We start from the raw sequence: 22,981 nt of genomic DNA on the forward strand, positions 1-22,981 counted from the left end.
TTAGCGGCAGGGCGCGAGCCCTCCGGTCCTGTATCGCGCGTTCGAGCCGAAACCGGACGGCTCGCGCCGTTCCGCACTCTCCTGAAGATCCGGGTGGCGGCCCAGCGCCCCGGTGGCGCCGGAGATCGCTAGAATAGATTTTCATCGCCCGGTGAACGGAAACGCTCGTGATCAACTCCACGGTGCAGGGACCGCAACGCCAGTGCTTCGTTTGCACGGGTCTGATCCATCCAGTCATCTCGACCTCACGGAATCCCTTCAATGACTTCTTTTCATCGTCCGCGTCTCGCGGTGATTGTGCCCGCTCTTCTCTGCTGCTCGGTCTTTTTCTGCGGTGGCGAGTCGGACGTCCAAGCCCAAACGCTCAAAGCCGACTTTGTTTCCAGTGGCATCGCGCGAAAGGTCGGCGGCTATCGTCCGATCCAATCCCAGATGGACCAGGAAGCCGACATCGTCGAGGTGGCACCGGAAGACCTGCAAGCACCCCGCTACGGATTCTTCAAAGTCGGCGATCAGAAGTGGGCCTACATCTTGGATGAGCCCGAAGAGGGCGACTCGAAACTGTACATCGACACCAACGACGATGGTGACTTGACCAACGACCCCGAACCGAAGTGGAAGTCCACCACGCAAGGGGAAAACACGATGTACAGCGGAAGCGGAGAAATCGACTTGGGGGATGGCAAGCTCGGCACGATCAATTTCTATCGCTTCGATCCGAACGACGAGCGCCGCCAATCACTCAAAGACACGATCCTGTTCTATACCGATTTTGGTTACGAATACACGTATGAATTGGACGGACAAGAATTCAGCACGTTCGTCAGCGGGGCGCCATCACCGACGACGCGACTTCCCGTCGATCGTGACGGAAATGGAAAAATCAGTCGTCGATTCGAAATGGCTTCCGTCGGCACTCCCTTCAACTTTACGGGCACAACCTATGTCTTCGAATTGAAAGACGGAGCACTCACGCTGAACGAAGCCGCCGAAGAACTGGAGCAAATGCAGATGCCACCAGATCTGACGGTCGGCAAACCCGCATTGACGTTCACCGCGACAACGATGGACGGCAAAGAGATCAACTTCCCCGATTCCTATGCGGGCAAGATCGTGATGTTGGATTTCTGGGCAACCTGGTGCGGTCCCTGTATCCGCGAGATCCCACACATGAAAAAGGCTTACGCGAACTGGCACGAAAACGGATTCGAGATCCTCGGCATCAGTTTTGATCGCGCCGACATGGAAGAGAAGATCCTGGCCTTTCTGGAAAAAAACGAACAACCGTGGCCACAGATTTACGAGGGTAAGTTGTGGGACACGACGCTCGGCAACATGCACGACGTCAGCGGCATTCCCTTTGTCCTGCTCGTCGACGGCGACAGCGGCGAAATCCTGGCCACCGCCAGACAACTGCGGGGACCGGGCCTGAGCGATTTCATCAAAGCCCAACTGGAACGGAAATTCGATATCGAACTCGAAGACAAACCGGACGAAGCCGAGCAGAGTGACAACGACAAGGACGACGACAAGGATGAGAAGGATGGAGAGGACAAGGATGGTGATGAAGACGGAGATTCATAAACGAAGTCTCTGATCCGTAACCTTGCACCGAGGCGATGGGATGACCATGCAAGGGCCGAACGATCGTGATGCTCCACCGCAGGACGACGAACCGACCGTGGCCTTCGATGCGACGAAGGGCGATGCGTCACGAACGGTGTCCGACGCAAACACTCATTCAACCGCCGACGCACCACACTCCTTCGAATCGGAACACGTGGGAGACTATCGCTTGGTCGACGTGATCGGCGTCGGCGGGATGGGGATCGTTTATCGGGCCGAAGACCCGCGACTGCGTCGAACGGTCGCGCTGAAGGTCATGAAACCGGATGTTGCGGCCAACGAGATGGCCCGAAAACGATTTCTCCGCGAAGCCGAATCCGCAGCCCGAATCGATCACGAGAACATCGTGACGATCTATCAGGTCGGGGAGTACGAGGGCGTCCCGTTCATCGCGATGGGGCACTTGGTCGGGGAATCATTGCGACAGAAACTGAAACGCGAAGGCCGTATCGATCCGCGTGTCGTCGCCAACATCGGACGGCAGGTGGCGACCGGACTGGCCGCCGCTCATCAACTTGACTTGATCCATCGCGACATCAAACCGGAAAACCTCTGGCTGGAAGCGGAGACGGGACGCGTCAAGATTCTGGATTTCGGACTTGCCCGCAGTCAAACGTCCGACGTGCGACTGACTCAATCGGGCGTCGTGCTGGGGACACCCAAGTACATGTCGCCGGAACAAGCGACAGCAAAAACGGTCGATCATCGCAGCGATCTGTTTAGCCTGGGAAGCGTGCTCTACCATTTGCTCAGTGGCCACGAACCGTTCGGAGGGACCGACTCCGCATCCACGTTGATCAACGTCACACAAGCGGAATTTGATCCAGTCGAAAAGGTTTGCCCGCACTTGCATCCGGGTCTGGCCCGCATCATCAATCGGCTGCTAGCGAAACATCCCTCCAAACGCCCGCAAACGGCCCGCGAGGTTGCGATGACGCTGGCGGAAATCGAACAGCAACTCGAAGTCGAGTACCAGGAGAACGCGAGGCGTCAAAGTCTGACCGAAACGGCCGAACTGCCGGCGCCGGCTACCTCGTCACCTGCGTTGGGCCCCGTTCCAATCAACGTGTCACCCGCCGCCGGCAAACCTCCCCTGCTCTCCCTCGTGCTGCTCGGCCTGGGGATCCTTCTCATCGGACTGTTACTCGCTGCATTCTTGTGGGGAAACTAACTGGCAAGGTTTCCCCCATCGGGGTCCGACGATCGTTGGAGTCCAGGCTTTAGGCGTTTCGATTTCAAAACCAATAGACTGACAGAATCAGCTGCCACAGCAGGCCGAGCGCGATCAAGGCGGCGCCGAATTGGATCCCAAGCGTCGCGTCCACTCTCCACGGCCCCTGTTTGAGTTGCGAGCCGATTCGCTCGTCGTCCATTCCTTTGTGGACCGCAATAAAATCCTCGGATGCCGTCGAATGCCGCGACTGCAGAATCGAAATCAGAACACAAATTGCCCCCGTCACGATCAGTGTGATTGACCAGAAACTCATGATGGATGGATTAACTCGCGGTTGGCATGCGACGATCCGCCTCGCGAGGACAACCGATCAACGAGACCGATCGTGTTGGAAGCACGAGCAATGTGACCCAGAAACGAGGGGAACGGAGCGATCATGACACGTGTCGTTACCCCCGAGTTGGAACGTCGCAATGTTTGTGTTCAACAGGGCTCGTGTTGATTGAGCTTCGGGCGCGTTTTATTTTTGCGAGAGAGAAAAGGATTCAGGCCTGCACGCGTTGGCGAAGAGCCATGCAACTGCCGGAGGTTGGCGCCGTTCGCACTGGCGTGAACCGGCTGATGTCAAACGATGATTAGCCGTTGGGCGAAGCCTAGACACCAACGGGTGTGGCGGATTAAAACCCTGCGGATGGAAAACTCGCAGAAAACGCCTCCGACACAGGCATTCTTGATCGAAGCGGCGATCATGTTGCATCGCTACGGCACGCCGTCGCACCGCTTGGAACGCGTGATGGGTCGAGTGGCCGACGCGTTGAGCATCCACGGCGAGTTCTTGTACACCCCGACGGCGCTGGTGATTTCGCTGCGTGACCGGTCGGGCGATGAAATGACCGTGGTCCGACGTGTCGACAGTGGCCCGGTGAACGTCGACAAACTGATTCGGTTTGACCAACTGCTCAGCCGAGTGGATCGTCTGGAGATTGGCACCGACGTGGCGATGGCGGAATTAAAACGGATCGACGAGGCGACGCCCTTGTATCGCCGCCCGGTCTACATTTCTGCCTGCGCGGTCGCCTGTGCCGCCGTCGCCGTTTTCTTCGGCGGAACGCCTTGGGAAATCGCCGCGGCCGGGCTGATCGGGGCGCTCGTCGCGGGGATCGAGTTGCTGCACGAGTATTGGCGATGGGAATCGGGGCTGTTGGAACCGCTGGCCGGTGTCGCGGCGGCGACCAGTTCCTTGCTGGTCGCGGCCTATCTGGTTCCGATCGATGATCGCCTGGTCACGCTGGCCGGTCTGATCATCTTGATTCCGGGTCTGCGTCTGACGGTCGCGTTGACGGAGTTGGCCGTCGGGCATTTGTCGGCCGGAGTGGCTCGATTGTCCGGGGCGTTGGTTTCGTTGGCGACGTTGGTCGTGGGCGTGTTTCTGGTCTGGCGTCTGCTGGATCGTCTTCATCCGCAACTGGGACCGCGCCCGTTGCCCGAGCCCTATTGGCAATGGATCGCCCTGGCGCTGGCGCCGATCGCGTTTGCGATCGTGTTTCGTGCCCGCTGGCGACAATGGCCGATCATCTCCTTGGTGTCGACCCTGGGCGTCCTGGCCAGCTGGGGAATCGGGCCGCAATTCGGCATCGAAGTCGGTTCGTTTTGCGGAGCCTTGTCGGTCGGATGTGTCAGCAATCTGTACGCCAGAATCCGCGACATCCCGGCGTTGGTCCCGCTGACACCGGGCATGCTGATCCTGGTCCCGGGTTCGTTCGGCTACCGGTCCCTGTCGGCGCTGTGGCAGCACCAGACCCTCGAAGGGGTTCAGTTCGGGTTTGAAATGATGCTGGTCGGCGCAAGCCTGGTCGGCGGCCTCCTGGTATCCAACGTGATCATTCCACCGAAGCGGATTCTCTGACTGCCGGTTCGAGGGTCCCGGCGTGTTTTTCGATTAAATCCAATCGGTGAAGGAGATCGCGTCAGCGCATCGAGTCTCCCGGGGGGATTTCGATTTAGTTTCTGACGGATATGACACCCTTCTCCCCCACAAATCGTTAACAAGCTTGCTTGTCGATTTGTGGGGGAGAAGCACTGTCATGGCCGAACTTGATTTAGCTCGCATTGGCGAGGTGCGCGCGAACGCCTAGCGGCATTACCTTACGGTAACTTTTTTTAGTCTTAAAGTCCAATGGCTTGTCGGCTTGCTGAGCACGTCTCAGTCAGCATGAATGGTTCAGTCTCGCCACCCTGGTAGATATCCGAAGCTTAGGAGCCTCACACTGTCTTATCCGGCGTTTGAACCGCTGACAGAGCATCACACTTCTTCCACGGGCTTGTTGACTGCAGCTTCGAGAAGCCGCGTCTGCCCTCGGGCTGTAGACGATGTTATCAGTGTGCAAGTGAAAGCACGACAAGTCAACGCGGGCCCTAAGCTTCGGACGAGTTTGATTCTACCTTAGATGCCTGACGAACTCCAAGTCGAACCAGAAGAGGAATGAGCAGATCGCCGATCGATACGGCTCCGCGGCGTTTTTTATTTGCCAGCTTGGCGAAGGGTTTTGCTTCTTCGCTATAGACCGACTTGGGAAGCCACTTGAGAGCTTCATTCATATCAGCAACCGTTTGATCAAGCGGCGTGCCGTGTTCGATATAAAACTTCCATAGCTTTTTCAGCAGGCACTCCCGGTCGACGTGCTTACCTCGCCACACTTGGCGTCCGCTGACGATCTGGAAAACCATTCGGTTAGCTCGGTTAGCCATTCGACACTGGCGATCGAGCGTGCAGATATCTTTGCTCTTCCACAAAGCAGCCAAGCCACGGTAGTACGGATGGCATTTGATCAAGTTCTTTGCAACGAGAATGCAAGCGGAACGCAGTCGACGATTGCAGTTTTTGGCGACGGAACCGCTTCGGTCAATTTCATCACTTTGGTATCGAGCAGGGTAAAGCCCGGCGCGTCCGTTGATCGCAATGGCAGTTGCATAGTGCTCGATCGGTCCAGCTTCGCCCGCATACTCACCTGCGGAAACAACGTTGATCCCAGTGACAGAGAGAAGCAATATATATGGCGTTTTCACGAGAAAATGCGCCGTTTCTTGTTCAATCTGGCTGATCTGTTCGTTGAGCAATTCGCGTATCTCATTTAGCTGTTTCCATTGCTTGGTCAACAACGGGTACAACGGATCGGGTTGAACTGCCTGAGCACTCCACGCAAAGATCTTGTCGAGTGTTGTTTTTTGAACTCGAGTCTTGTTCTTGCGAAGGTACTTTGCCATGCCGGTTTGCTTCGCTTTTTTGATCGCCTCGTCAGACGGGAATTGTTTTGTCTTGCCTCCCATGGAATTGGAATTTTGTCTCCGGTGAGTTAATTTCACCACCTGAGGAGAATTCTGATGTCTCGAAAGAAACGACGTACCTTCACCGACACGCAAAAAGCCGATGCTGTTCGAAGGCATCTGAAGGACCGAGTGCCGGTCTCGGAGATCGCCAACGAGCTCGATGTGCAACCTACGATGATCCACAACTGGGTCAACGCAGTACTACAGAGAGCCGAGCAGGCTTTCAGCTCGCCACGGTCAGCTAAGGCCGAGTCCGCAAAGCAAGACGCGAAACTTCAAAAGCTTCGCGAAAAGCTGGACTCCAAAAACGAAGTGATCGCGGAGCTCATGGAGGAGAACATCCGAGCAAAAAAAGAAAATGGGGAGCTCTAACCGGTCGCTGGGTTCCTCACGACACACGAGACCAGATCGTTGATTACATCAACTACTGGAAAGACCGCGCCGAACTCACCGCCAAGCAGTTGCTTGGATGGATCGATTTACCGGCGAACAAATTTCACACATGGAAGAAACGCTACGGCCAAGCCAACGAGCATAACGGAAAGATCCCTCGGGATTGGTGGCTCGAAGGCTGGGAGCGTCAGGCGATCATCGACTTCCACGACAAGAACCCGCTGGAAGGGTATCGCCGTTTGACGTTTATGATGCTTGATGACGACATCGTTGCGGTAAGCCCGTCAACGGTGTATCGCGTCTTGAAAAAAGCAGGACGGTTGGACCGGAAGTCCACGTCTGGATCTACCAAAGGAACAGGCTTCAAACACCCGGAAAAACCGCATCAGCATTGGCATGTGGACATTTCCTACATCAATGTCGGAGGCACTTTTTACTATCTGATTACGGTTCTCGACGGCTACAGTCGCTACGTGGTGCACTTCGATCTTCGCGAGTCGATGACCGAAGTGGATGTGGAGATCGTTTGCCAAGCGGCGCTCGAAAAACACCCTGGCGTCACGCCGCGAATGATCAGCGATAACGGCCCACAGTTTATCGCGAAGGACTTCAAGGCGTTCGTCAAATTTCACTCGATGACGCACGTGACAACGAGCCCGTATTACCCGCAGAGCAACGGGAAGCTGGAGCGTTTTCACGGCACGATCAAGAAGGAATGTATCCGCCCAAATTGCCCTCGCAATCGGGAAGAGGCCATGAAACAAATTTCGGCGTACATGGTGCATTACAATACCGTGAGGCTACACAGCGCGATTGGTTACATCACGCCTGCTGATTGCTTAAGCGGCTTGGCTGATGAGATTCAGGCCGAGCGTGATCGCAAACTCGAGGAAGCGCGTTTGCGACGCCGAGAAACATCCACCGAATCACTTGCAATGGCGAGTTGATGTGAGAGACTGAAACGACTTGGTCGGAGGATAGAGCTCTGGTGAGGACCAACTCAAGCGCCGTGCCAAGTCAAACGTCGAAGGGTGGCGGTATCACTTGGTGCGGTCCTCTTCCCTTCGATGTTTGCTCAATGCGAAAAAACTTCGGGCACGATGCCCGATCTTACCGGCCGGATGCCGCCACCCTGTTCAACTCACTGGACCGCAAATTCCAATTTCCGTTGAACCAAGACAGTTTCGCGATGATCATCGCAATCGATCCGTTGAAGAGTTTGTCATCATCCCAAAGATCCGCGTAGCCAGGCATGGATTGATGCAATAACGCTCGCAACTGTACTTGCACCCGTGCGCGTTGCTTGACCAAATTGCGACGCTGCCGACAAAGACGTTGCAGTGACAGGTGGGTTTCATCAACGGGCAAGATCGCCAATCCGTATCCGTTGATGGCGGCGTGAAAAATCGCTTCGAGATCGTTAGGGTCAGTCTTATTGTTGGGGTGAAGCGTCTCTCGATAGTGCGAAGACGCGAAGGGGTGAACCGTCCTTGTGTCGTACCCCGCTTTGCGAAACGCTTGCTGCACGGGTTTGTGGTAGACACCGGTCATCTCGACGGCGACAATGGAGTCGAGGATCCCTTCGGCTTGACAAGCTGCATCAACGAGTTGGACCATTGCTGCGAGAGCGCCAGCACTGTGCTCGACCGAAGTTGGTTCGACAATGACACGACCAAAGAAGTCACAGAGCATCCAGATCGACCGTCGCTTGGCACAGTCCACCGAAACGATACCGAATTTCTGAGGGCCTGCCTGTTGGACTCGTTCCTGGATGACACCGGATGGCTTTCCGATGTAGCGTCGCTTGGTAGCCTTGCAGGCGGATTTTCGACTAGATTTTTTCGTAACGGCCATTTGAGTTCTCTACAAATTGGAAGTGTTGAAAAGTTCTTCCAATTGAGCACTCGAATGGTCTTTGTCTAGATTTTTCACGATCTAGGGGCATACCAGGGCTGGGGATGAGGGGGCTTGGGATCGATTCAGTAGCCATCTCACCAGGCTCAGAACAGATGGTTGGGCGGTTGTACTTGATAGCGTTGCGGCCTCTATGTTGTGCCCCTCACCCCCAGCCCCTCTCCCCAAAAAACGCTCGACGCTTTGCGTCTTTGGCGTTTTGTGGGGAGAGGGGAGCCAGTGTATTTAATAGAGATCCGGCACTCATGAAATCGACATCCCGGAGGGATGTCAGCGAAACACCGGAGGGCTCGCGCCCTACCGCTAAAAAATACTTCACGGCGTAGCCTCAAAGGTCAATCGTTTCCGCGGCGGATGGACAGCGGCAACGCGTTGCCGTCGCCAAGGACGTCCACGTGCACGTCTCTCTGGGGGAACGGAATCGTGATACCGGCTTTGGCAAAGGCGTCCGCGATCGCGGTGTTGATCTGGTGCGTCACTTCGATCCGGTTGTCCAGTTTTTCGAGAAAGAACCGGACGGCAAAGTTCAACGAGCTGTCACCGAACGTGTCGAAATTGATCAAGGGCGGCGGATCGGTGAGCACCTGAGGATGGGACCGCACGACTTTGTAGAGCAGTTCGCGGACCTGATCGGGATCGCTGCCGTACTCCACACCGACTTCGATGGTCAACCGGTTGATGACGTTGGTGAGCGACCAGTTGAGCAACTTTTGCGTGATCAGATCTTTGTTCGGAATCACCAACTCTTTGCGGTCCCAGTTGGTGACCGTCGTGGCGCGCATTTGAATGCGAGATACGATTCCGGTGGTGCCATCGATCGTGACCACATCGCCGACGCGGACGGGGCGTTCGAGCAGCAAGATGATTCCCGAGACGAAGTTCGCTACGATTTCCTGCAACCCGAATCCGAGACCGACCGATGCGGCTGCCAGCAGCCAACCGAGTTGGTTGTAGGGCACGCTCAGGAGGCTCAAAATAATAAAACTGCCCACGACAACGATCACGTAGCGCATCAAGGTGGCGATCGCGTAGCGTGCTCCGCCGTCGAGCGAGGTTCTGCCACGGACCATCAATTCGAACACGCGTGGGACGACGCCCGTCGCATAGACCATCAACGCCAGGCCGAGCAAACTGTACAGCACGTCGAGCAGGCTGACCGTTTCGATGTTCTCGCCGGTCCCGACGTTCCAGATCGTCACGTCGTCAAAATACGCCAGCGCGGGGACCAAATCACTCCAGATCCATCCGAGTCCGACCAGCACCATCAGCGACGCCAGGACGAAGACGGTTTGTCGCCCCTGTTCGTCCAGGGTATCCAGGTCACCGACTTCTTCCTCTTCCAAGACGATGCCGACCGAGTTGGCCACCGGTTGGGATTCCGAGTTCTCCATTTCCTTGAGTTTTCGCTGCCGCAATTCCATCGCTTTTCGCCGTGCCAAATCGCGCCGCCGCAGCATCAACCAACGCGTCAGCAGCCCGTACACCAGAACCGTGGCCACCAGCAACAAGAATGTCATCTGAAGCGAATGGCCTAACCGAAAGGTCGTTTCCAGATAGCCGGCCAATGCCATCATCGCGAACAAGACCGGCAGCAAGACGGCGATGGCCCACAGCACCTTTCGCATTCGATACACCAAGGACTTGGGATGATCGAGAACGAGTTGCACGTGCAGCGGACTGCGTTGGCGGAGCATCAAATGGTGAAAGACTGCGGTGACCAGAAACAGTGCCGTCGACAGGACCCGAATCGCAAAGATCCGAACACTGGGCTCGGGATGCTCAGAAAAAAGGCCCATCGGAAAGACGATCAATCCGCCCAGCCAGGTGTACCAACGCAGGTGTCGCCGCAGATGCTTGCGCAATGCTTCCGTCCATCCGAAATGGCACTCGGCAACGCCGTGGTCGCGACACACTTTCGCCAGCAGTTCGCGCGAGGCGACGTAGAGTGCGGACATGGCCAGGGCGAACCCGAGCCCGCGGACGAAGGGATCGGGTGGTGAGGTTTTTAGAATCAGATAAGCGAACGTCCCCAGGCAAACGGGCCAGACCATCGCGACGATAAACGTTGCCGCCAAGGCCCGCAGGGTGGACTCGAAACCGACATTGATTTTCGTCGCCTCGTCGCCTTCATACTTGATCCGTCGCCGCGCCCAAGCACGACCAAAGAGCACCGCAAAGGCGAGCACCACCAACGCCAGCGATGGCAACGGTTTGAGAGTGACCGTCAGCACCATCTGCTCGACGGCCTTGGCCCAGGACGCCGGCGAACTGACCCACTGGAGCAACTCCGGAGCGACCGTCAATTCTTCGAGCGAAATCGTCGGCGCGTCTTTGGTCCAGAATAAATGGACGTCGATGGTATTGGTGAACTGATCGATCAACAGAATCAATTCGTGCCGCTGTGTGTCGCTGGTCAACATTGACTGCAGGACCGCGTTTTGAGATTGCAGCGTTTCCTCGATCAATTGGCGGCGTTTTCGAACCAACACCCATTCCGCCTCGGCGCTGCTCAACTCGCTCCAAGCGATCTCCGTTGTATCCCAGTCGACCGACGGAGCTTCGCGTTGATCAAGCCACTGGTTGATATCGGTAAGTTCGTCTTCCAGGCGAAACGAACTGAGTTGGTATTCTTCGACCTTCTTGTTCAGATCGTCGCGGGGGCGAAACTTGTTCCTCAGCGTTTTCGCCTCTTCCCGCTGCTGACGAAGGATCACGCCCAAGGCATCGGTCAGCCCGACCGCATCGATTCGTTCTTGGGATGACTTTTGATCGGCCTTGACTTCGTCAATCGCGGCTTGCACCGCCACCAAGTTCTGTTGCGTTTGGGCGGCTTGCTCGATCAACTGCTTTTGGATGTCAGCAAGTTCAACGTTTTCCTCGGCTAAACTCTTCAGACTTTTGGGCACGGCGTTGACCGTTTGTTCCAAATTCGCGGCGGTCGCCTGGACCTGGTCTTTTTGCATTTCCAAAACCGCCGCCTGTAGCATTTCGGTCTGGCGACGCAGTTGTGCGACGTTAGCTTCGGCCAGTTTTCGCTCCAGCGGCAACAGATCGACCGTCGCGGTGTAGGCCGCCTGCTCGTTTTGAAGCGACTCGATCCGGGTGGACAGTTCTTCGGCCCGGGTGGCCAACAACGTTTTCCGCGTCTGGGACTCGATCGCAGATTCATTGACCGGCGCCGGCTGGGATTGCTGTTTGGAGACCTCGGTGCGTTCGCGTTCGGCATCGGTCAACTGGCTGGGAATTTCCGTCAGCCGCGTCCGCCGGCGCACCGATTCGGCCGTCAGGTCCGTCACCTGTTTGCTGGCGGCGGCAAGTTCGGCTTTCAGTGTGGCCAAATTTTGCGTCGCATCGGCGAGGCTTAAATTGGGATCGATTTTGGGTTCACTGCTCGCCAAGGCATCCAGTTTTGCTTGTATCTCGGCTCGACGCGTCGCCACACCGCCAATCATCTGCGCGTACTGTTTGGCCAATTCCTGCTGGCTTTGCCCCTGCTGCAACGTTTTTTTGGCCTGTTGCAACATTGCCGCCAGCCGAGCTTTGGTTGCATCGTCCAGATCCGTCTTCAGTTCAAGTGCCGCCAAATCGGCATCAATCGAATCGGCGGTGGGACCGTTCGAAGCGACGACCGGCGAGACAGGAGTTGTTGGGGTTGCATCCTGGCCGTTACACGCCCATGACAAAACCAGGACCAACAGAAGGGTCATGCATTGCAAGCAAAGCGGACGACGGGTCGGTGGGGCAAGCGGCATTTCGGCGGACGTCATGGGGGATCTGGGAGTCAAAACAGCGTGCTTGATTCAGCGTTTCGCGACAGTCCACGCATCATAGCGACAGCGTCCAGGATTCGAAGTGCGTCAGTGGCTCACGAAACGACTTGCCGCGATCTGCCTTCCTGACGTAGTGTCACCGCTGCGGTTTGGCAGACCGCCGCGCGTTCCTCATCACGATTCAGGCAGGAGGCCTGCTTTGTTGTCTCATTCGATCAAGTGTCGGGTTTTGTTTGCGTTGACGCTCAGCTGTGTAGTGGCCGTAGCGCTCGATGTGCCGGCGGCCGACGGCAGCACCCCGGTTGGTCCACTGCAGGCCGAATCGCGTCCGCAGTCCCCCACGTTGACGGTGGAGCAGATCAACCAGCGGCTGCAAACGGTTGACCAAGACGCGACGCTCCCCCCCGACGTCCGGAACTCCGTCTTGGAATCGTATCGAGCCGCGTTGGCGGACTTGAAAGCGGCCCAAGAATTAACCCGCCAGCGAGAAGAGTTTGCCGCCGAAGCGGAAGCCGCCGGCGCGAAAGCCGAGCGCATTCGCGGAAAACTGGAGGAATTAAAAACCAAGCAACCGGCCATCGACCCCCAGCTAAAATTGGTCGAACTGGAACAGCAACTGGCACAGCTGGAGGTTCAGCTGGCGACGCAAAAACAAAACCGACTGACCGCCGAATCGGAATCCCAGACCCGATCGCAGCGGCGCAAAGAAATTCGATCTCGGTTGGTGCAGTTGCAACAGAAACTCGAAGAGACGCGACGCAACCGGCTCCCCGAGGCCACCACCGAGCCGACGGCGTTGACCACGCCGCTGACCACGGCCCGACAAGTCCGCGCCGAGACCAGCCAGCATGTCCTGGAAATGGAGATCCCGACGCTCGAAGCGGAACTGGCCAAGTATGACGCCGAAGAAGCGCTCGGCATCGTCCAGCTGCGATCGGATTTGGCAGCCAAGCAGGTGATGTTTACCGAAAAGAGTCTCGAGGCGTTGGGGGTTCGCATCAAGGCGGCACGCGAGCTCGCCGCGGCCGAATCGGTCCGCAAGGCAAAGCTCGAAGCAATCGAAGCGGCACCCTCGCTGCGGGCGTTTGCCCAGCAGAACCAGGCGTTGGCCGAAAGTGCCAAGCGGGTCGCCGACTCACTGGCGACGGCCGAACAGGACCTGAAAGCGTCCACCGAAGTCCACGAGCGATTGGCCAAGCAATTCAAGACCACGAAGAACAAGGTGGAGTTGGTGGGTTTGACCAGCTCGGTGGGCGCCTTGCTCCGCAAACAACGCTCCACCTTGCCCGACGTTCGACAGCGAAAGACCGCAGTGGCCAACCGCCAGACGTTGATCAATGACGCCCAGTACGAACTGTTTGAATACGACGACGAACGTCAAGCGATCGCGGACACCGAATCCTGCATCGCCGAGATGATCAAGCACCCGACCAGCGGTCGAGATATCACGGTGCTCAAGTCGGCCGCCCAAGAACTGCTGGCCCGAAAACAGGAATACCTGGACGCATTGATCCGGACCAGCAACCAGTACTTCGACGCACTCGTGGAGCTGGATTTCGAAGACCGCCAGATCATCACATTGACCGCCGAGTACGAAAACTACATTGACGAACGCGTGCTGTGGATCCGTAGTGCACGATTCCTCTCCGATGACTTCGCGATCGAAACGACCGACAAGCAGCTGCTGGACGGCAAAGCATGGTTGGGTCTGGGAACCCACCTGGCCACCGATGCGCGCAAGAGTTTCCCCTTGTACCTGTTGGCCGCAGCGGTGATGGGCGTGCTGACGGTACGCCGCAAACGCATGCGGGGGCGGATCAAGCATGCCGGCGAGATTGCGTTCAAGGCGAATTGCCAATCGATGGTTCCGACGGTGCTGACCTTGGGGCTGACGATCGTCATTTCCGCGGCCGGTCCCTTGCTGTGTGTGTTTCTCGGCTGGCGGCTGAATGCTTCCCACGGCGGCGACCTGTTCATCAAGGGAGTCTCGCGCGGGCTATTCGGAGTCGCCGCGATCTGGTTGGCGCTGGAATGTCTGCGCCAGGTCTGTCGGCCGTTGGGGTTGGCGGAAAACCATTTTCGCTGGAGCCGCAGTGTGACGACCACGGTCCGCCGGGAACTCCGCCAGCTGATGGGTTTCGCGTTGCCGATCATGTTTGTCACCGGGTTATTGTCGGTGACCGATTCGTCGCACGGTCGCAATTCGGTCGAGCGACTGGCCTACATCGCTGGCATGATCGTGTTGGCGGTGTTCCTGTATCGCATCCTCAGTCCCGGCGGCGTGCTGCGTGATTACCTGACGACCCACAAATCTGAATGGGCCAGCCGGCTTCGGTACGTCTGGGGGATTTCGGCGGCGAGCGTTCCCGTGACGTTGGGGCTATTGGCAACGTTTGGTTATTACTACACGGCCGAGGTACTGTTCTGGCGTGTTTTTGCGACCGCCCTGTTCGTCTCCGTCTTGTTGGTGTTGCGTTCGATGTTTCTGAGAATGTTGATGCTTCGTCGGCGTTCGCTGAGCATCGCCCAATCACGTCAACGTGCCGCGGCGGCCTCGTCGGGGACAGACGACGAGGGGCGTCAATCGGTTGCCGGCATCGTGACCACGACGCCGGAAAGCGACATCTCGACCCACAGTCTGCAAACACAACGATTGGTCAACAGCGCGTTGATCGCTGCATCGGTCATCGGCCTGTGGTGCATTTGGGTGCAGGTCTTGCCTGCCCTTGGGATGCTGGACAAATACGAATTGTGGGGCGGATCGAAGACACCGACCGTCGCCGCAGCGGCAGTTCCGGCGGTCGGACTGGTCCCCGGGCAAGACGCGTTGGAAAGCTCCGCGAAAACCGTGGACGCGACCGGCGAGTCCACCGACGTCGTCACGGCGTCGGACTTGGCATTGGCCATCCTGCTCGCCTTTGTCACGTTCGTGTTGGCCAAAAACGGTCCGGGCTTGCTGGAAATCTCGGTGCTTCAGCAACTGCCAGTCGATCAATCGGTGCGTTATGCGATCACCACCCTGGTCAGCTATGCGATCGTGCTGGCGGGGACGATCGCGACCTGTTCGACGATCGGCCTGCAGTGGTCACAAATCCAATGGCTGGCGACGGCATTGACCTTCGGATTGGCGTTCGGGTTGCAGGAGATGTTTGCGAATTTCGTGGCGGGTTTGATCATCTTGCTGGAACGTCCGATCCGCGTGGGCGATGTGGTGACGGTCGATGATGTCACCGGCGTGGTCTCCAAGATCCGCATCCGAGCCACCTCGATCACCAACTGGGACCGCAAGGAATACGTCGTTCCCAACAAGGAATTCATCACCGGTCGGTTGCTCAACTGGACGCTGTCGGACAAGGTCAATCGAATCGTGATCGAGGTCGGTCTGGCGTATGGATCCGACACCGAACGGGCCCGCGAGATCCTGCTCAAAACGGCCAACGACCACCCGCTGATTCTCGACGATCCGCCTTCGATCGCGACGTTTGAAGGGTTCGGCGACAACGCATTGAACCTCTCGTTGCGGACCTACCTTCCGACCCTGGACAATCGGCTCGAAGTGATTCATCAGCTGCACACCCAGATCGATCAAGCGTTCCGCCGGGCGGGAATCGAAGTCGCCTTCCCGCAACGCGATCTGCACATTCGCACCATGCCGGCGGCGGCCGCCTTGGGGCTGGAGGGAGATCGTCAGCAGTCCAAGTCGATCAGCGAAGCGGCGTAGGGCTCTACCGCAGCTCAACATTCGGGTAGTGGACGAGGCGACGAGTCCGCTGTAGACGAGCCCGCTGTAGTCGGCAGATTGGCCAGGACTCGTCGCCTCGTCCACTACCGCCGACCCAAAAACCAAGGTGCGGATCACCCTTCGGGCCGTTTGGATTTTGGTACCTGCCTCCTTTTCCGCTCGCGCTTCGTTTGGACGGTTGCGGTGTCAACCGGCCGTTGAACCCGCTATAGTGGAGTGGTCGTGCGATATGCGATCCGGGCGAATTTCCCGGCGGGATCGTGGTCTTTGCGACCACAACCTCCTGCCCTCAAGCTGCTGACCACAAGTCTGTTCTCATGGTGATCGTCGCAACGGCAATCAGTGACAAGGGATTGAAACGCGACGGAAACGAAGATCAGTACCTGATCGACGAGAGCCTGGGGTTGTACGTCGTTTGCGACGGGATGGGCGGCCATGCGGCCGGCGAAGTGGCGGCCGAGCGGGCGATCGAGTTTGCGTCGGAACATCTGTCCAAAAACCGCGATCTGATCCATTCGGCCGGCGAGTCGCCCGACGGGGTGTTCCGAGTGTTGAAGGTCGTCGAAGAAGCCGTCCAGCAGGCGAGCCAGGGGCTCAATCAACTGGCCCGGGCCACCCCGGACTATGCCGGCATGGGGACCACGCTGACCCTGTTGGTCGTCGTCGAGGACAAAGGGGTGATGGCCCACGTCGGCGACTCGCGGCTGTATTTATTTCGACAAACCGAAGTCCATCAACTCAGCAGCGACCACACGTTGGCCAATGAGCTGTTTCTATCCGGGGACCTGACCCGAGAAGAAGCCTGCAACAGCCGCTATCGACACGTCCTGACCCGCAGCATCGGTCCGCACGAATACGTCGACGTGGATACCTTGCTGTTTGATTTGATTCCCGGCGACCGCCTGTTGCTCTGCTCCGACGGGCTGAGCAACTATTTCGAGAACACGTCGTGCGTCGCCGAATTCATGTCCGAACCGGACATCATCACGCAACCCGACAAGCTGGTGGAGTTTGCCAAGGAATCCGGCGGTGCCGACAACATCACCGCGATCGTGGTCGAAGTCCAAGGCGAGGCAACCGATCACCCGGCCGCGGATGTTCAAAAGAAGATTGAATGCCTGCAGAGCCTGTTCTTGTGCAAGAAGCTTTCCGTTCGCCGCCTGATGCACCTGGCTTCGATCACCAAGACGATCCAGTGCGCCGCGGGCAAAGAGTTGATTTCCATGGATGCCGGCGTGCCCGGTCTGTACGTCGTCCTGGACGGTGGATTTCGCGTGATCGACGACGATGTGATCGAAGGGGAACTTGGACCGGGCGACTATTTTGGTGAAGCGTCCTTGTTGACCGAGGTCCGGTCATCGGCATCGCTTGTCGCCATCGAACCGTCGCGGGTGCTCGTGATCAGCCGCAAGGAATTCGGAAAGCTGACGCGTCGGCTGCCACGGTTAGGCAACGTGATGCTGCGTAACCTTGGAAAGCTGCTCGCCAAACAAATCATCAAAAAACAAACCCGACCGCTGAACCTGGATGACACGGGACCACTGGCATGAATCACTTCGGCCGCATCTGCATCGTCCAACTGTTGGTCCTGGGCACGCTGTGTTGCGTGAGCGATCTGGCATCCGGCCAACAAGCATCCGAGCAGCAAGCACCCGAGCAGCCGATCATCGTCGGGACCAAGCACAGTCCCCCGTTTGCGATCAAGAATGACGACGGGACCTGGAGCGGCATCAGCATCGAATTGTGGAAGAACCTCTGTGGCGAATTGGATCTGGAATATGAATTCCGTGAACTGACGCTGGAGCAAATGTTGCGAGGGCTGGAGCGTGGTGAGATCGATGCGGGCGTGGCAGCGATCAGCGTCACGGCGGATCGTCACCACCGGATGGAGTTCTGTCATCCCCACTATTCAACCGGGCTGGGGATCGCGGTTTCGAGACAGCATCGCGCCAGTCTCTGGGCGTCGATCCGTCAGGTTTTCTCTTTTCGGTTAGTCCTGTTTGTCCTCAGCATGACCTGCATCGTTGCGATGTGCGGCTGGTTGTTCTGGTTGTTTGAACGCAAACGCAATGAAACGGTATTCGGCAGCGGACGGCGACAGGGGGTGTCGATGGGCATCTGGTGGTCGATCGTGGTGCTGCTGGGCCACAAGGGGATCAGTCCGGTCAGCATTTGGGGCAGGGTGTTGGCGACGATTTCGATGCTGGCCAGTATCGCGGTCATCAGCCTGATCACCGGCGTCGTTGCATCGGCATTGACGGTCCGAGAATTGGACATCGGAATCGGGCACCCCAGCGATCTGCGGGATGTCCGAGTCGCCACGGTGTCGTCCAGCACCAGCGCCGAGTATCTCCGCAATCGACGCATCGCCTTTCGCACGTACCCCACACCCGAAGAAGCCATTCAGGCGGTCGATGAAGGCAAAGCGGACGCGGTGGTGTATGACCGAGCGATCCTGAGGTACCTGGCGATGCTGAAGTTCAACGACCGCATCGACGTGTTGCCCGTTTCGTTTAACCTGCAAGAGTACGCGATCGCCCTGAAACCCGGCAGCGACCTGAGGCGACCGCTCAATGAGGAATTGCTGCGGTATCGTGCAACGGACGCCTGGAGCGATCTGCTGTATCGCTATTTGGGAGACACCCAATGATCCGTCTGCGCGTTGTCCCGCTGTTCCTCTGGCTGCTCGTCCTACTCTGCTGCGTGGCCTCAAGCGGCAGCCACAGCTTCGCTCAATCGACCGATCCGCCGGAAACGCTGGCGATTCCCGATCAGCTGGTCGTCGCCACGCGCGACGTTCCGCCTTTCGCGATGCAGAACGAAAACGGCGGTTGGGACGGCATCAGCATCGACCTGATGCGTTCCATCAAAGCGGACCTGGAAGAGGAATCCAAGCACGAGATCCAGCTTCGCTTTGAATCCTATCCGCTCGACGAGATGCTCGACGCGGTCGCGGCCGGACGGATTGATATCGCCGTCGCCGCGCTGACCGTCAATGCGGAGCGTGAGCGGCGGATGGATTTCACGCACGCGTTCTTCAGCTCCGGACTGGGGATCGCCGTCGGGGCGGCGCAGCGGAAATCGGGCTGGTCGGGAATCGTCGACGCCGTCCTCTCGCCCACGTTTCTGCGTATTTTGTCCGGCTTGCTGGCCGCGATGTTGATCAGCGCGGTCGCGGTGTACTTTTTTGAACGGAAGCACCACGGCAGCGATTTCAAATACGGGATCGTGCGGGGGATCGGTGTCGGGCTGTGGTGGGCGGCAGTCACACTGACCACCGTCGGCTACGGTGATAAAGTTCCCAAGACGTTGCCGGGTCGGCTGATCGGATTGATCTGGATGTTTTCGGGGCTGTTCATCATCGCCAGTTTCACCGCGGCGGTCACGTCGGCATTGACCGTCAACCAGCTGCGATCACGGGTCGCCGGGCCGGCGGACCTGCCGCGCGTCAAGGTTGCGACGGTGGCCGGTTCGACGTCGGCCGACTACCTGCGCTCGCGTCACATCCGCTTTCGTTCCTTCGAGACCGTCGAATTGGCGCTGCAATGCCTCGCCGAAGAACGCTGCGACGCGGTGGTCTATGACGCGCCCATTCTTCGGCACCTTGTCTTCCAAGCCGAGGCGGGTGATCTTTTCGTTTTGCCGGTGACCTTCGAACGCCAGAGTTACGCGTTTGCGCTCCCCAGCAATAGTCCGTTACGCGAGCCGATCAATCAAAGCCTGCTGCATCGAACCTCGTCGCCTGCCTGGGAAGACACGCTACAAAGCTATCTCGGGAACGCTGTTGAATGAGACGACGGTTTGATCGCAGGCATTTCGACAATTTTTAACGACCACGTTTGCGGTCGGCATCCAACGCCAGGAATGGGTCAGTGAGTCAGAAAATATTCAAGAAACGGCACACCCGAATTGGCGCCCGCCCCGGCACCCTTGTGATCTCGAAACAGTCGCCGCGGCCGGTCGTTCGCGGCATCTTCTATAATCCAGAAAGCTTCGAAGACGAGCCCATCGAAGATCTGGATCGGTTACAAAAAGCCTTCAAAAAGGAGACGATCGCCTGGATCGACGTGCAGGGATTCGGCGACCGGTCGGTGATGAATAAAGTCGGGTCGGTCTTCGGATTGCACCCGCTGCTTCTGGAAGATGTCGTCAACGTTCCGCAGCGGCCCAAGACCGAACTGTACGACGACCAGCTTCTGATCGTCGTTCGAATGGTCCGCTTGAAAGATCCCGACGATCAGTCTCGCTATCGTGTCGACATGGAACAGGTCAGCATCGTCTTGGCGGAGAACTACGTGATCACGTTCCAAGAACGCTATGGAGACATCCTTGACCCGGTCCGGAAACGGATCAAGGGCGGCAAGGGCATCATTCGACATCGCGGGTCGGACTACCTTGCCTATGCGATCGCCGACACGATCGTGGACGGCTATTACCCGGTGCTCGAAGGCGTCGGCAACGATTTGGAGGCGATGGAAGACGAAGTGATTCGCAACCCTTCGCCGGAAGTCCTGGGCGAGCTGAACACGCTGAAAAATCAGCTGATCAATCTTCGGCGTGCGGTCTGGCCGCAACGCGAAGCGGTCAATTCATTGGTCAGGGGGGATTACGCCCTGATCGGCGAAGACGTTCGCGTCTACCTGCGCGACACCCACGATCACTGCATCCAGACGTCGGAGGTCGCCGAAATGTATCGCGAGATGGCGACGGGATTGATGAACACCTACCTGTCCTCGGTCGCCAACCGGACCAACGAGGTCATGAAGGTGCTGACCATCATGGCCAGTCTGTTCATTCCGTTGACGTTCATGGCCGGAATCTACGGCATGAATTTTGAACACATGCCTGAACTGCACTACCGCTATTCCTATCCCATGCTGTGGCTGGTGATGACGCTGACCGGTGTCGCGATGCTGTACTTTTTCTGGCGCAAAGGCTGGATCGGGCGCGGCTAATGCCTCGGCTGCATTTAGTTTTGGGGTAGCGGAATTCGCCAAGAGTTTCGGCTCCGATAGCGATCCGCCGACAGCCTAACCCTTTTTCTGCTCGGCTTGCCAAGACACGAAACGGCGTCAGACTGAAGCAGCTCTCGATCGATTCAAATGAAAGGTTTCCGTTTTGACGACACCCGACGAACCCACCGTGCGCGACTCGACCGGCGAACTTGACTCGCTCTCCGGCGACGTTGCCGTGTCCGACCGCCCCTGGGAAGAACTCTCCCGCTTGGCCGAACAGGGTGACGCCGAGCGGCTGGAAGAATTTCTTTCGGAACTTTCGACGACCGATCAGGCGCTGGCGCTGAGTCGGTTGGATGAAATCCATCGTGTTCAGGTGTTGGAGGGGTTGGACGCCGAAGACGCCGCGGATTTGATCGCGGCGCTGCCCGAAGTCCAGGCCGCCGAGGCGATCGCGTCACTGGAACCGGACACCGCCGCGGCGATCGTCCACGAGTTGCCCAGCGACGAACAGGCAGACGTCCTGGGCGATTTGAGCGACCGACAGGCAGCGGCCATTCTGGACGTCTTGCCCGACACCGAGGCCGACGCGGCCCGCCAATTGGCGGCCTACGAAGACGACGTCGCCGGCGGAATGATGGTGCTGGAGATGCTTCGCTTTACCCCCGACATGACCGTCGCGGACGTCATCGCCGAGCTGAATTCCAACGCCGAGATCTACAGCGATTTTGATGTCCGCTACGCCTACGTCTGTGAACACGACGGTTCGCTGGTCGGTGTGCTGCCGATGCAAAACCTGTTGTTCGTCAAACGCGGATCCAAACTGGCCGATCTGATGATCACCGATCCGATCTCGGTGCTCGACACCACGCCGCTGGATGACCTGATCGAACTGTTCGACGCCCATCACTTTCTGGGCGTTCCGGTGGTCGACCACGACGGACGCCTGAAAGGAGTCCTGCACCGTGAAGCGGTCAATTACGAAGAAACCCGCGCGGCCGAAAGCGACTACCTGAAAAGCCAGGGGATCGTGGGCGGCGAGGAACTGCGTTCGATGCCGCTGTGGCTTCGTGCCCGCCGACGACTGAGTTGGTTGAGTATCAACATCTTGCTCAATATCGGTGCCGCCGCAGTGATCGCCTACTTTCAAGAAACCCTGCAGGCGGTGATCGCGCTGGCCGTCTTTCTGCCGATCATCAGCGACATGAGCGGCTGCAGCGGCAACCAGGCGGTCGCGGTCAGCATGCGTGAACTGTCGCTCGGTTTGGTGCGTCCCTCGGAAGTCTTTCGCGTTTGGTGGAAAGAGGTTTCGGTGGGGTTGATCAACGGCGCGGTCTTGGGGTTACTGGTCGCCATCTGTGCCGTGATCTTTGACGGCAACGGCTACCTGGGGCTGGTCGTCGGGGTCGCGTTATTCGCCAACACGATCGTCGCGGTTTCCATCGGCGGCGTGGTGCCGCTGGTGCTGAAACGATTCGGGTTTGACCCCGCGGTCGCCAGCGGACCGTTGCTGACCACGGTGACCGACATGTGCGGCTTCTTCTTCGTGTTGGGTTTAGCCACACTGCTGCTCTCACGCCTCGTCAGCTGACAAAGTGGCCCAAGCATTCCGAGTGGCCTAAGCTTCCAGAGTGGCGTAAGCTTCCAGCTTGCGTCCCGGCAAGCGAAGCTTGCCCCCGTGCAACACGCCAAGCGAAGTTTATCGTAGAGTGGAGTTTTCCCACGCGAAGGTACAACCCATGTCAACTCAAATTTCAGCGAACATTTCACCAGAAACTCGCGAGTTGCTGGAACGTTACGTGGCGACACACGGCGTGAAAAAGTCTCACTTGATCGAGACGGCTGTTGCGAGCAACCTTCGATCTCGCCCGCGAAATGGCAGAGCGAACCGGATGCGTCGGGGTGGTGGTCGATGCCAAACCGGATGCGACTGAATTTTACGAGCGATATGGCTTCGAAACACTCGATGTGCTTTGCGGGAAACTCGGCGATCGCCCGGCTCCTCAGCCGATGTTCCTCACGCTCGGTTCGATTCCGAAACGCTCGTAGATAACGGACTCGTTACGAAACGGCGAGAGAT

16 protein-coding genes are annotated in these 22,981 nt (G+C 57.9%); 12 read left to right on the forward strand and 4 right to left on the reverse strand.

The window, feature by feature from the left end; all coding sequences use genetic code 11:
* Positions 1–261: 261 nt before the first annotated feature.
* Positions 262–1,584 (forward strand): TlpA family protein disulfide reductase, encoded by a 1,323-nt coding sequence (locus TBK1r_RS34325; RefSeq protein ID WP_145220273.1) that lies wholly within the window; start codon positions 262–264, stop codon positions 1,582–1,584.
* A gap of 46 nt (positions 1,585–1,630) precedes the next feature.
* The gene (locus tag TBK1r_RS34330; RefSeq protein ID WP_419580679.1) at positions 1,631–2,797 is read left to right on the forward strand and encodes a serine/threonine-protein kinase; all 1,167 of its coding nucleotides are present in this window, start codon (positions 1,631–1,633) and stop codon (positions 2,795–2,797) included.
* A 64-nt stretch (positions 2,798–2,861) separates the two neighbouring features.
* Here the strand turns inward: TBK1r_RS34330 and TBK1r_RS34335 are convergent, their stop codons facing one another.
* Positions 2,862–3,113 carry a hypothetical protein gene (locus TBK1r_RS34335; protein WP_145220277.1) on the reverse strand — a complete coding sequence of 84 codons (252 nt, stop codon included), beginning with the start codon at positions 3,111–3,113 and terminating at the stop codon, positions 2,862–2,864.
* Positions 3,114–3,491: 378 nt separating this feature from the next.
* Between TBK1r_RS34335 and TBK1r_RS34340 the strand changes: the two genes are divergently transcribed.
* Positions 3,492–4,706, forward strand: coding sequence for a threonine/serine exporter family protein (locus TBK1r_RS34340; RefSeq protein ID WP_372897986.1), 1,215 nt, complete (start codon positions 3,492–3,494; stop codon positions 4,704–4,706).
* A gap of 509 nt (positions 4,707–5,215) precedes the next feature.
* Here TBK1r_RS34340 and TBK1r_RS34345 read toward each other — a convergent pair.
* Positions 5,216–6,127 carry a transposase gene (locus TBK1r_RS34345; protein WP_419580680.1) on the reverse strand — a complete coding sequence of 304 codons (912 nt, stop codon included), beginning with the start codon at positions 6,125–6,127 and terminating at the stop codon, positions 5,216–5,218.
* Between the two features lie 54 nt (positions 6,128–6,181).
* Between TBK1r_RS34345 and TBK1r_RS34350 the strand changes: the two genes are divergently transcribed.
* Both TBK1r_RS34350 and TBK1r_RS34355 read left to right on the forward strand, forming a co-directional pair.
* The gene (locus tag TBK1r_RS34350; RefSeq protein ID WP_145220283.1) at positions 6,182–6,499 is read left to right on the forward strand and encodes a transposase; all 318 of its coding nucleotides are present in this window, start codon (positions 6,182–6,184) and stop codon (positions 6,497–6,499) included.
* A 47-nt stretch (positions 6,500–6,546) separates the two neighbouring features.
* Complete coding sequence (locus tag TBK1r_RS34355) at positions 6,547–7,467, forward strand: IS3 family transposase (RefSeq protein ID WP_145220285.1); 921 nt, start codon at positions 6,547–6,549, stop codon at positions 7,465–7,467.
* Between the two features lie 163 nt (positions 7,468–7,630).
* Here TBK1r_RS34355 and TBK1r_RS34360 read toward each other — a convergent pair whose 3' ends face one another.
* Complete coding sequence (locus tag TBK1r_RS34360) at positions 7,631–8,374, reverse strand: IS110 family transposase (protein WP_145220287.1); 744 nt, start codon at positions 8,372–8,374, stop codon at positions 7,631–7,633.
* A gap of 395 nt (positions 8,375–8,769) precedes the next feature.
* The gene (locus tag TBK1r_RS34365; RefSeq protein WP_145220289.1) at positions 8,770–12,201 is read right to left on the reverse strand and encodes a mechanosensitive ion channel domain-containing protein; all 3,432 of its coding nucleotides are present in this window, start codon (positions 12,199–12,201) and stop codon (positions 8,770–8,772) included.
* A 205-nt stretch (positions 12,202–12,406) separates the two neighbouring features.
* Here TBK1r_RS34365 and TBK1r_RS34370 point away from each other — a divergent pair, with 205 nt between their 5' ends.
* The 7 genes from TBK1r_RS34370 to TBK1r_RS34400 all read left to right on the forward strand — a co-directional run bounded on the left by TBK1r_RS34370 (position 12,407) and on the right by TBK1r_RS34400 (position 22,950).
* Positions 12,407–15,925 carry a mechanosensitive ion channel domain-containing protein gene (locus TBK1r_RS34370; RefSeq protein WP_419580682.1) on the forward strand — a complete coding sequence of 1,173 codons (3,519 nt, stop codon included), beginning with the start codon at positions 12,407–12,409 and terminating at the stop codon, positions 15,923–15,925.
* 338 nt (positions 15,926–16,263) lie between these two features.
* Positions 16,264–17,496, forward strand: coding sequence for a protein phosphatase 2C domain-containing protein (locus TBK1r_RS34375; RefSeq protein WP_145220293.1), 1,233 nt, complete (start codon positions 16,264–16,266; stop codon positions 17,494–17,496).
* Positions 17,493–18,596 carry a transporter substrate-binding domain-containing protein gene (locus TBK1r_RS34380; protein WP_145220295.1) on the forward strand — a complete coding sequence of 368 codons (1,104 nt, stop codon included), beginning with the start codon at positions 17,493–17,495 and terminating at the stop codon, positions 18,594–18,596. The genes TBK1r_RS34375 and TBK1r_RS34380 overlap by 4 nt, the downstream gene beginning before the upstream one ends.
* Complete coding sequence (locus tag TBK1r_RS34385; RefSeq protein ID WP_145220297.1) at positions 18,593–19,738, forward strand: transporter substrate-binding domain-containing protein; 1,146 nt, start codon at positions 18,593–18,595, stop codon at positions 19,736–19,738. Before TBK1r_RS34380 ends, TBK1r_RS34385 begins: the two co-directional genes overlap by 4 nt.
* An 80-nt stretch (positions 19,739–19,818) precedes the next feature.
* Positions 19,819–20,901 (forward strand): magnesium/cobalt transporter CorA, encoded by a 1,083-nt coding sequence (corA, locus tag TBK1r_RS34390; protein WP_372897825.1) that lies wholly within the window; start codon positions 19,819–19,821, stop codon positions 20,899–20,901.
* 163 nt (positions 20,902–21,064) lie between these two features.
* A complete protein-coding gene (gene mgtE / locus TBK1r_RS34395; RefSeq protein WP_419580683.1) occupies positions 21,065–22,492 on the forward strand; it encodes a magnesium transporter in 1,428 nt (475 codons plus the stop codon).
* A gap of 284 nt (positions 22,493–22,776) precedes the next feature.
* A complete protein-coding gene (locus tag TBK1r_RS34400; protein WP_145220301.1) occupies positions 22,777–22,950 on the forward strand; it encodes a GNAT family N-acetyltransferase in 174 nt (57 codons plus the stop codon).
* Positions 22,951–22,981 lie beyond the last annotated feature (31 nt).

It is taken from the genome of Stieleria magnilauensis (assembly GCA_007753675.1).
Classification (GTDB): domain Bacteria; phylum Planctomycetota; class Planctomycetia; order Pirellulales; family Pirellulaceae; genus Stieleria; species Stieleria magnilauensis.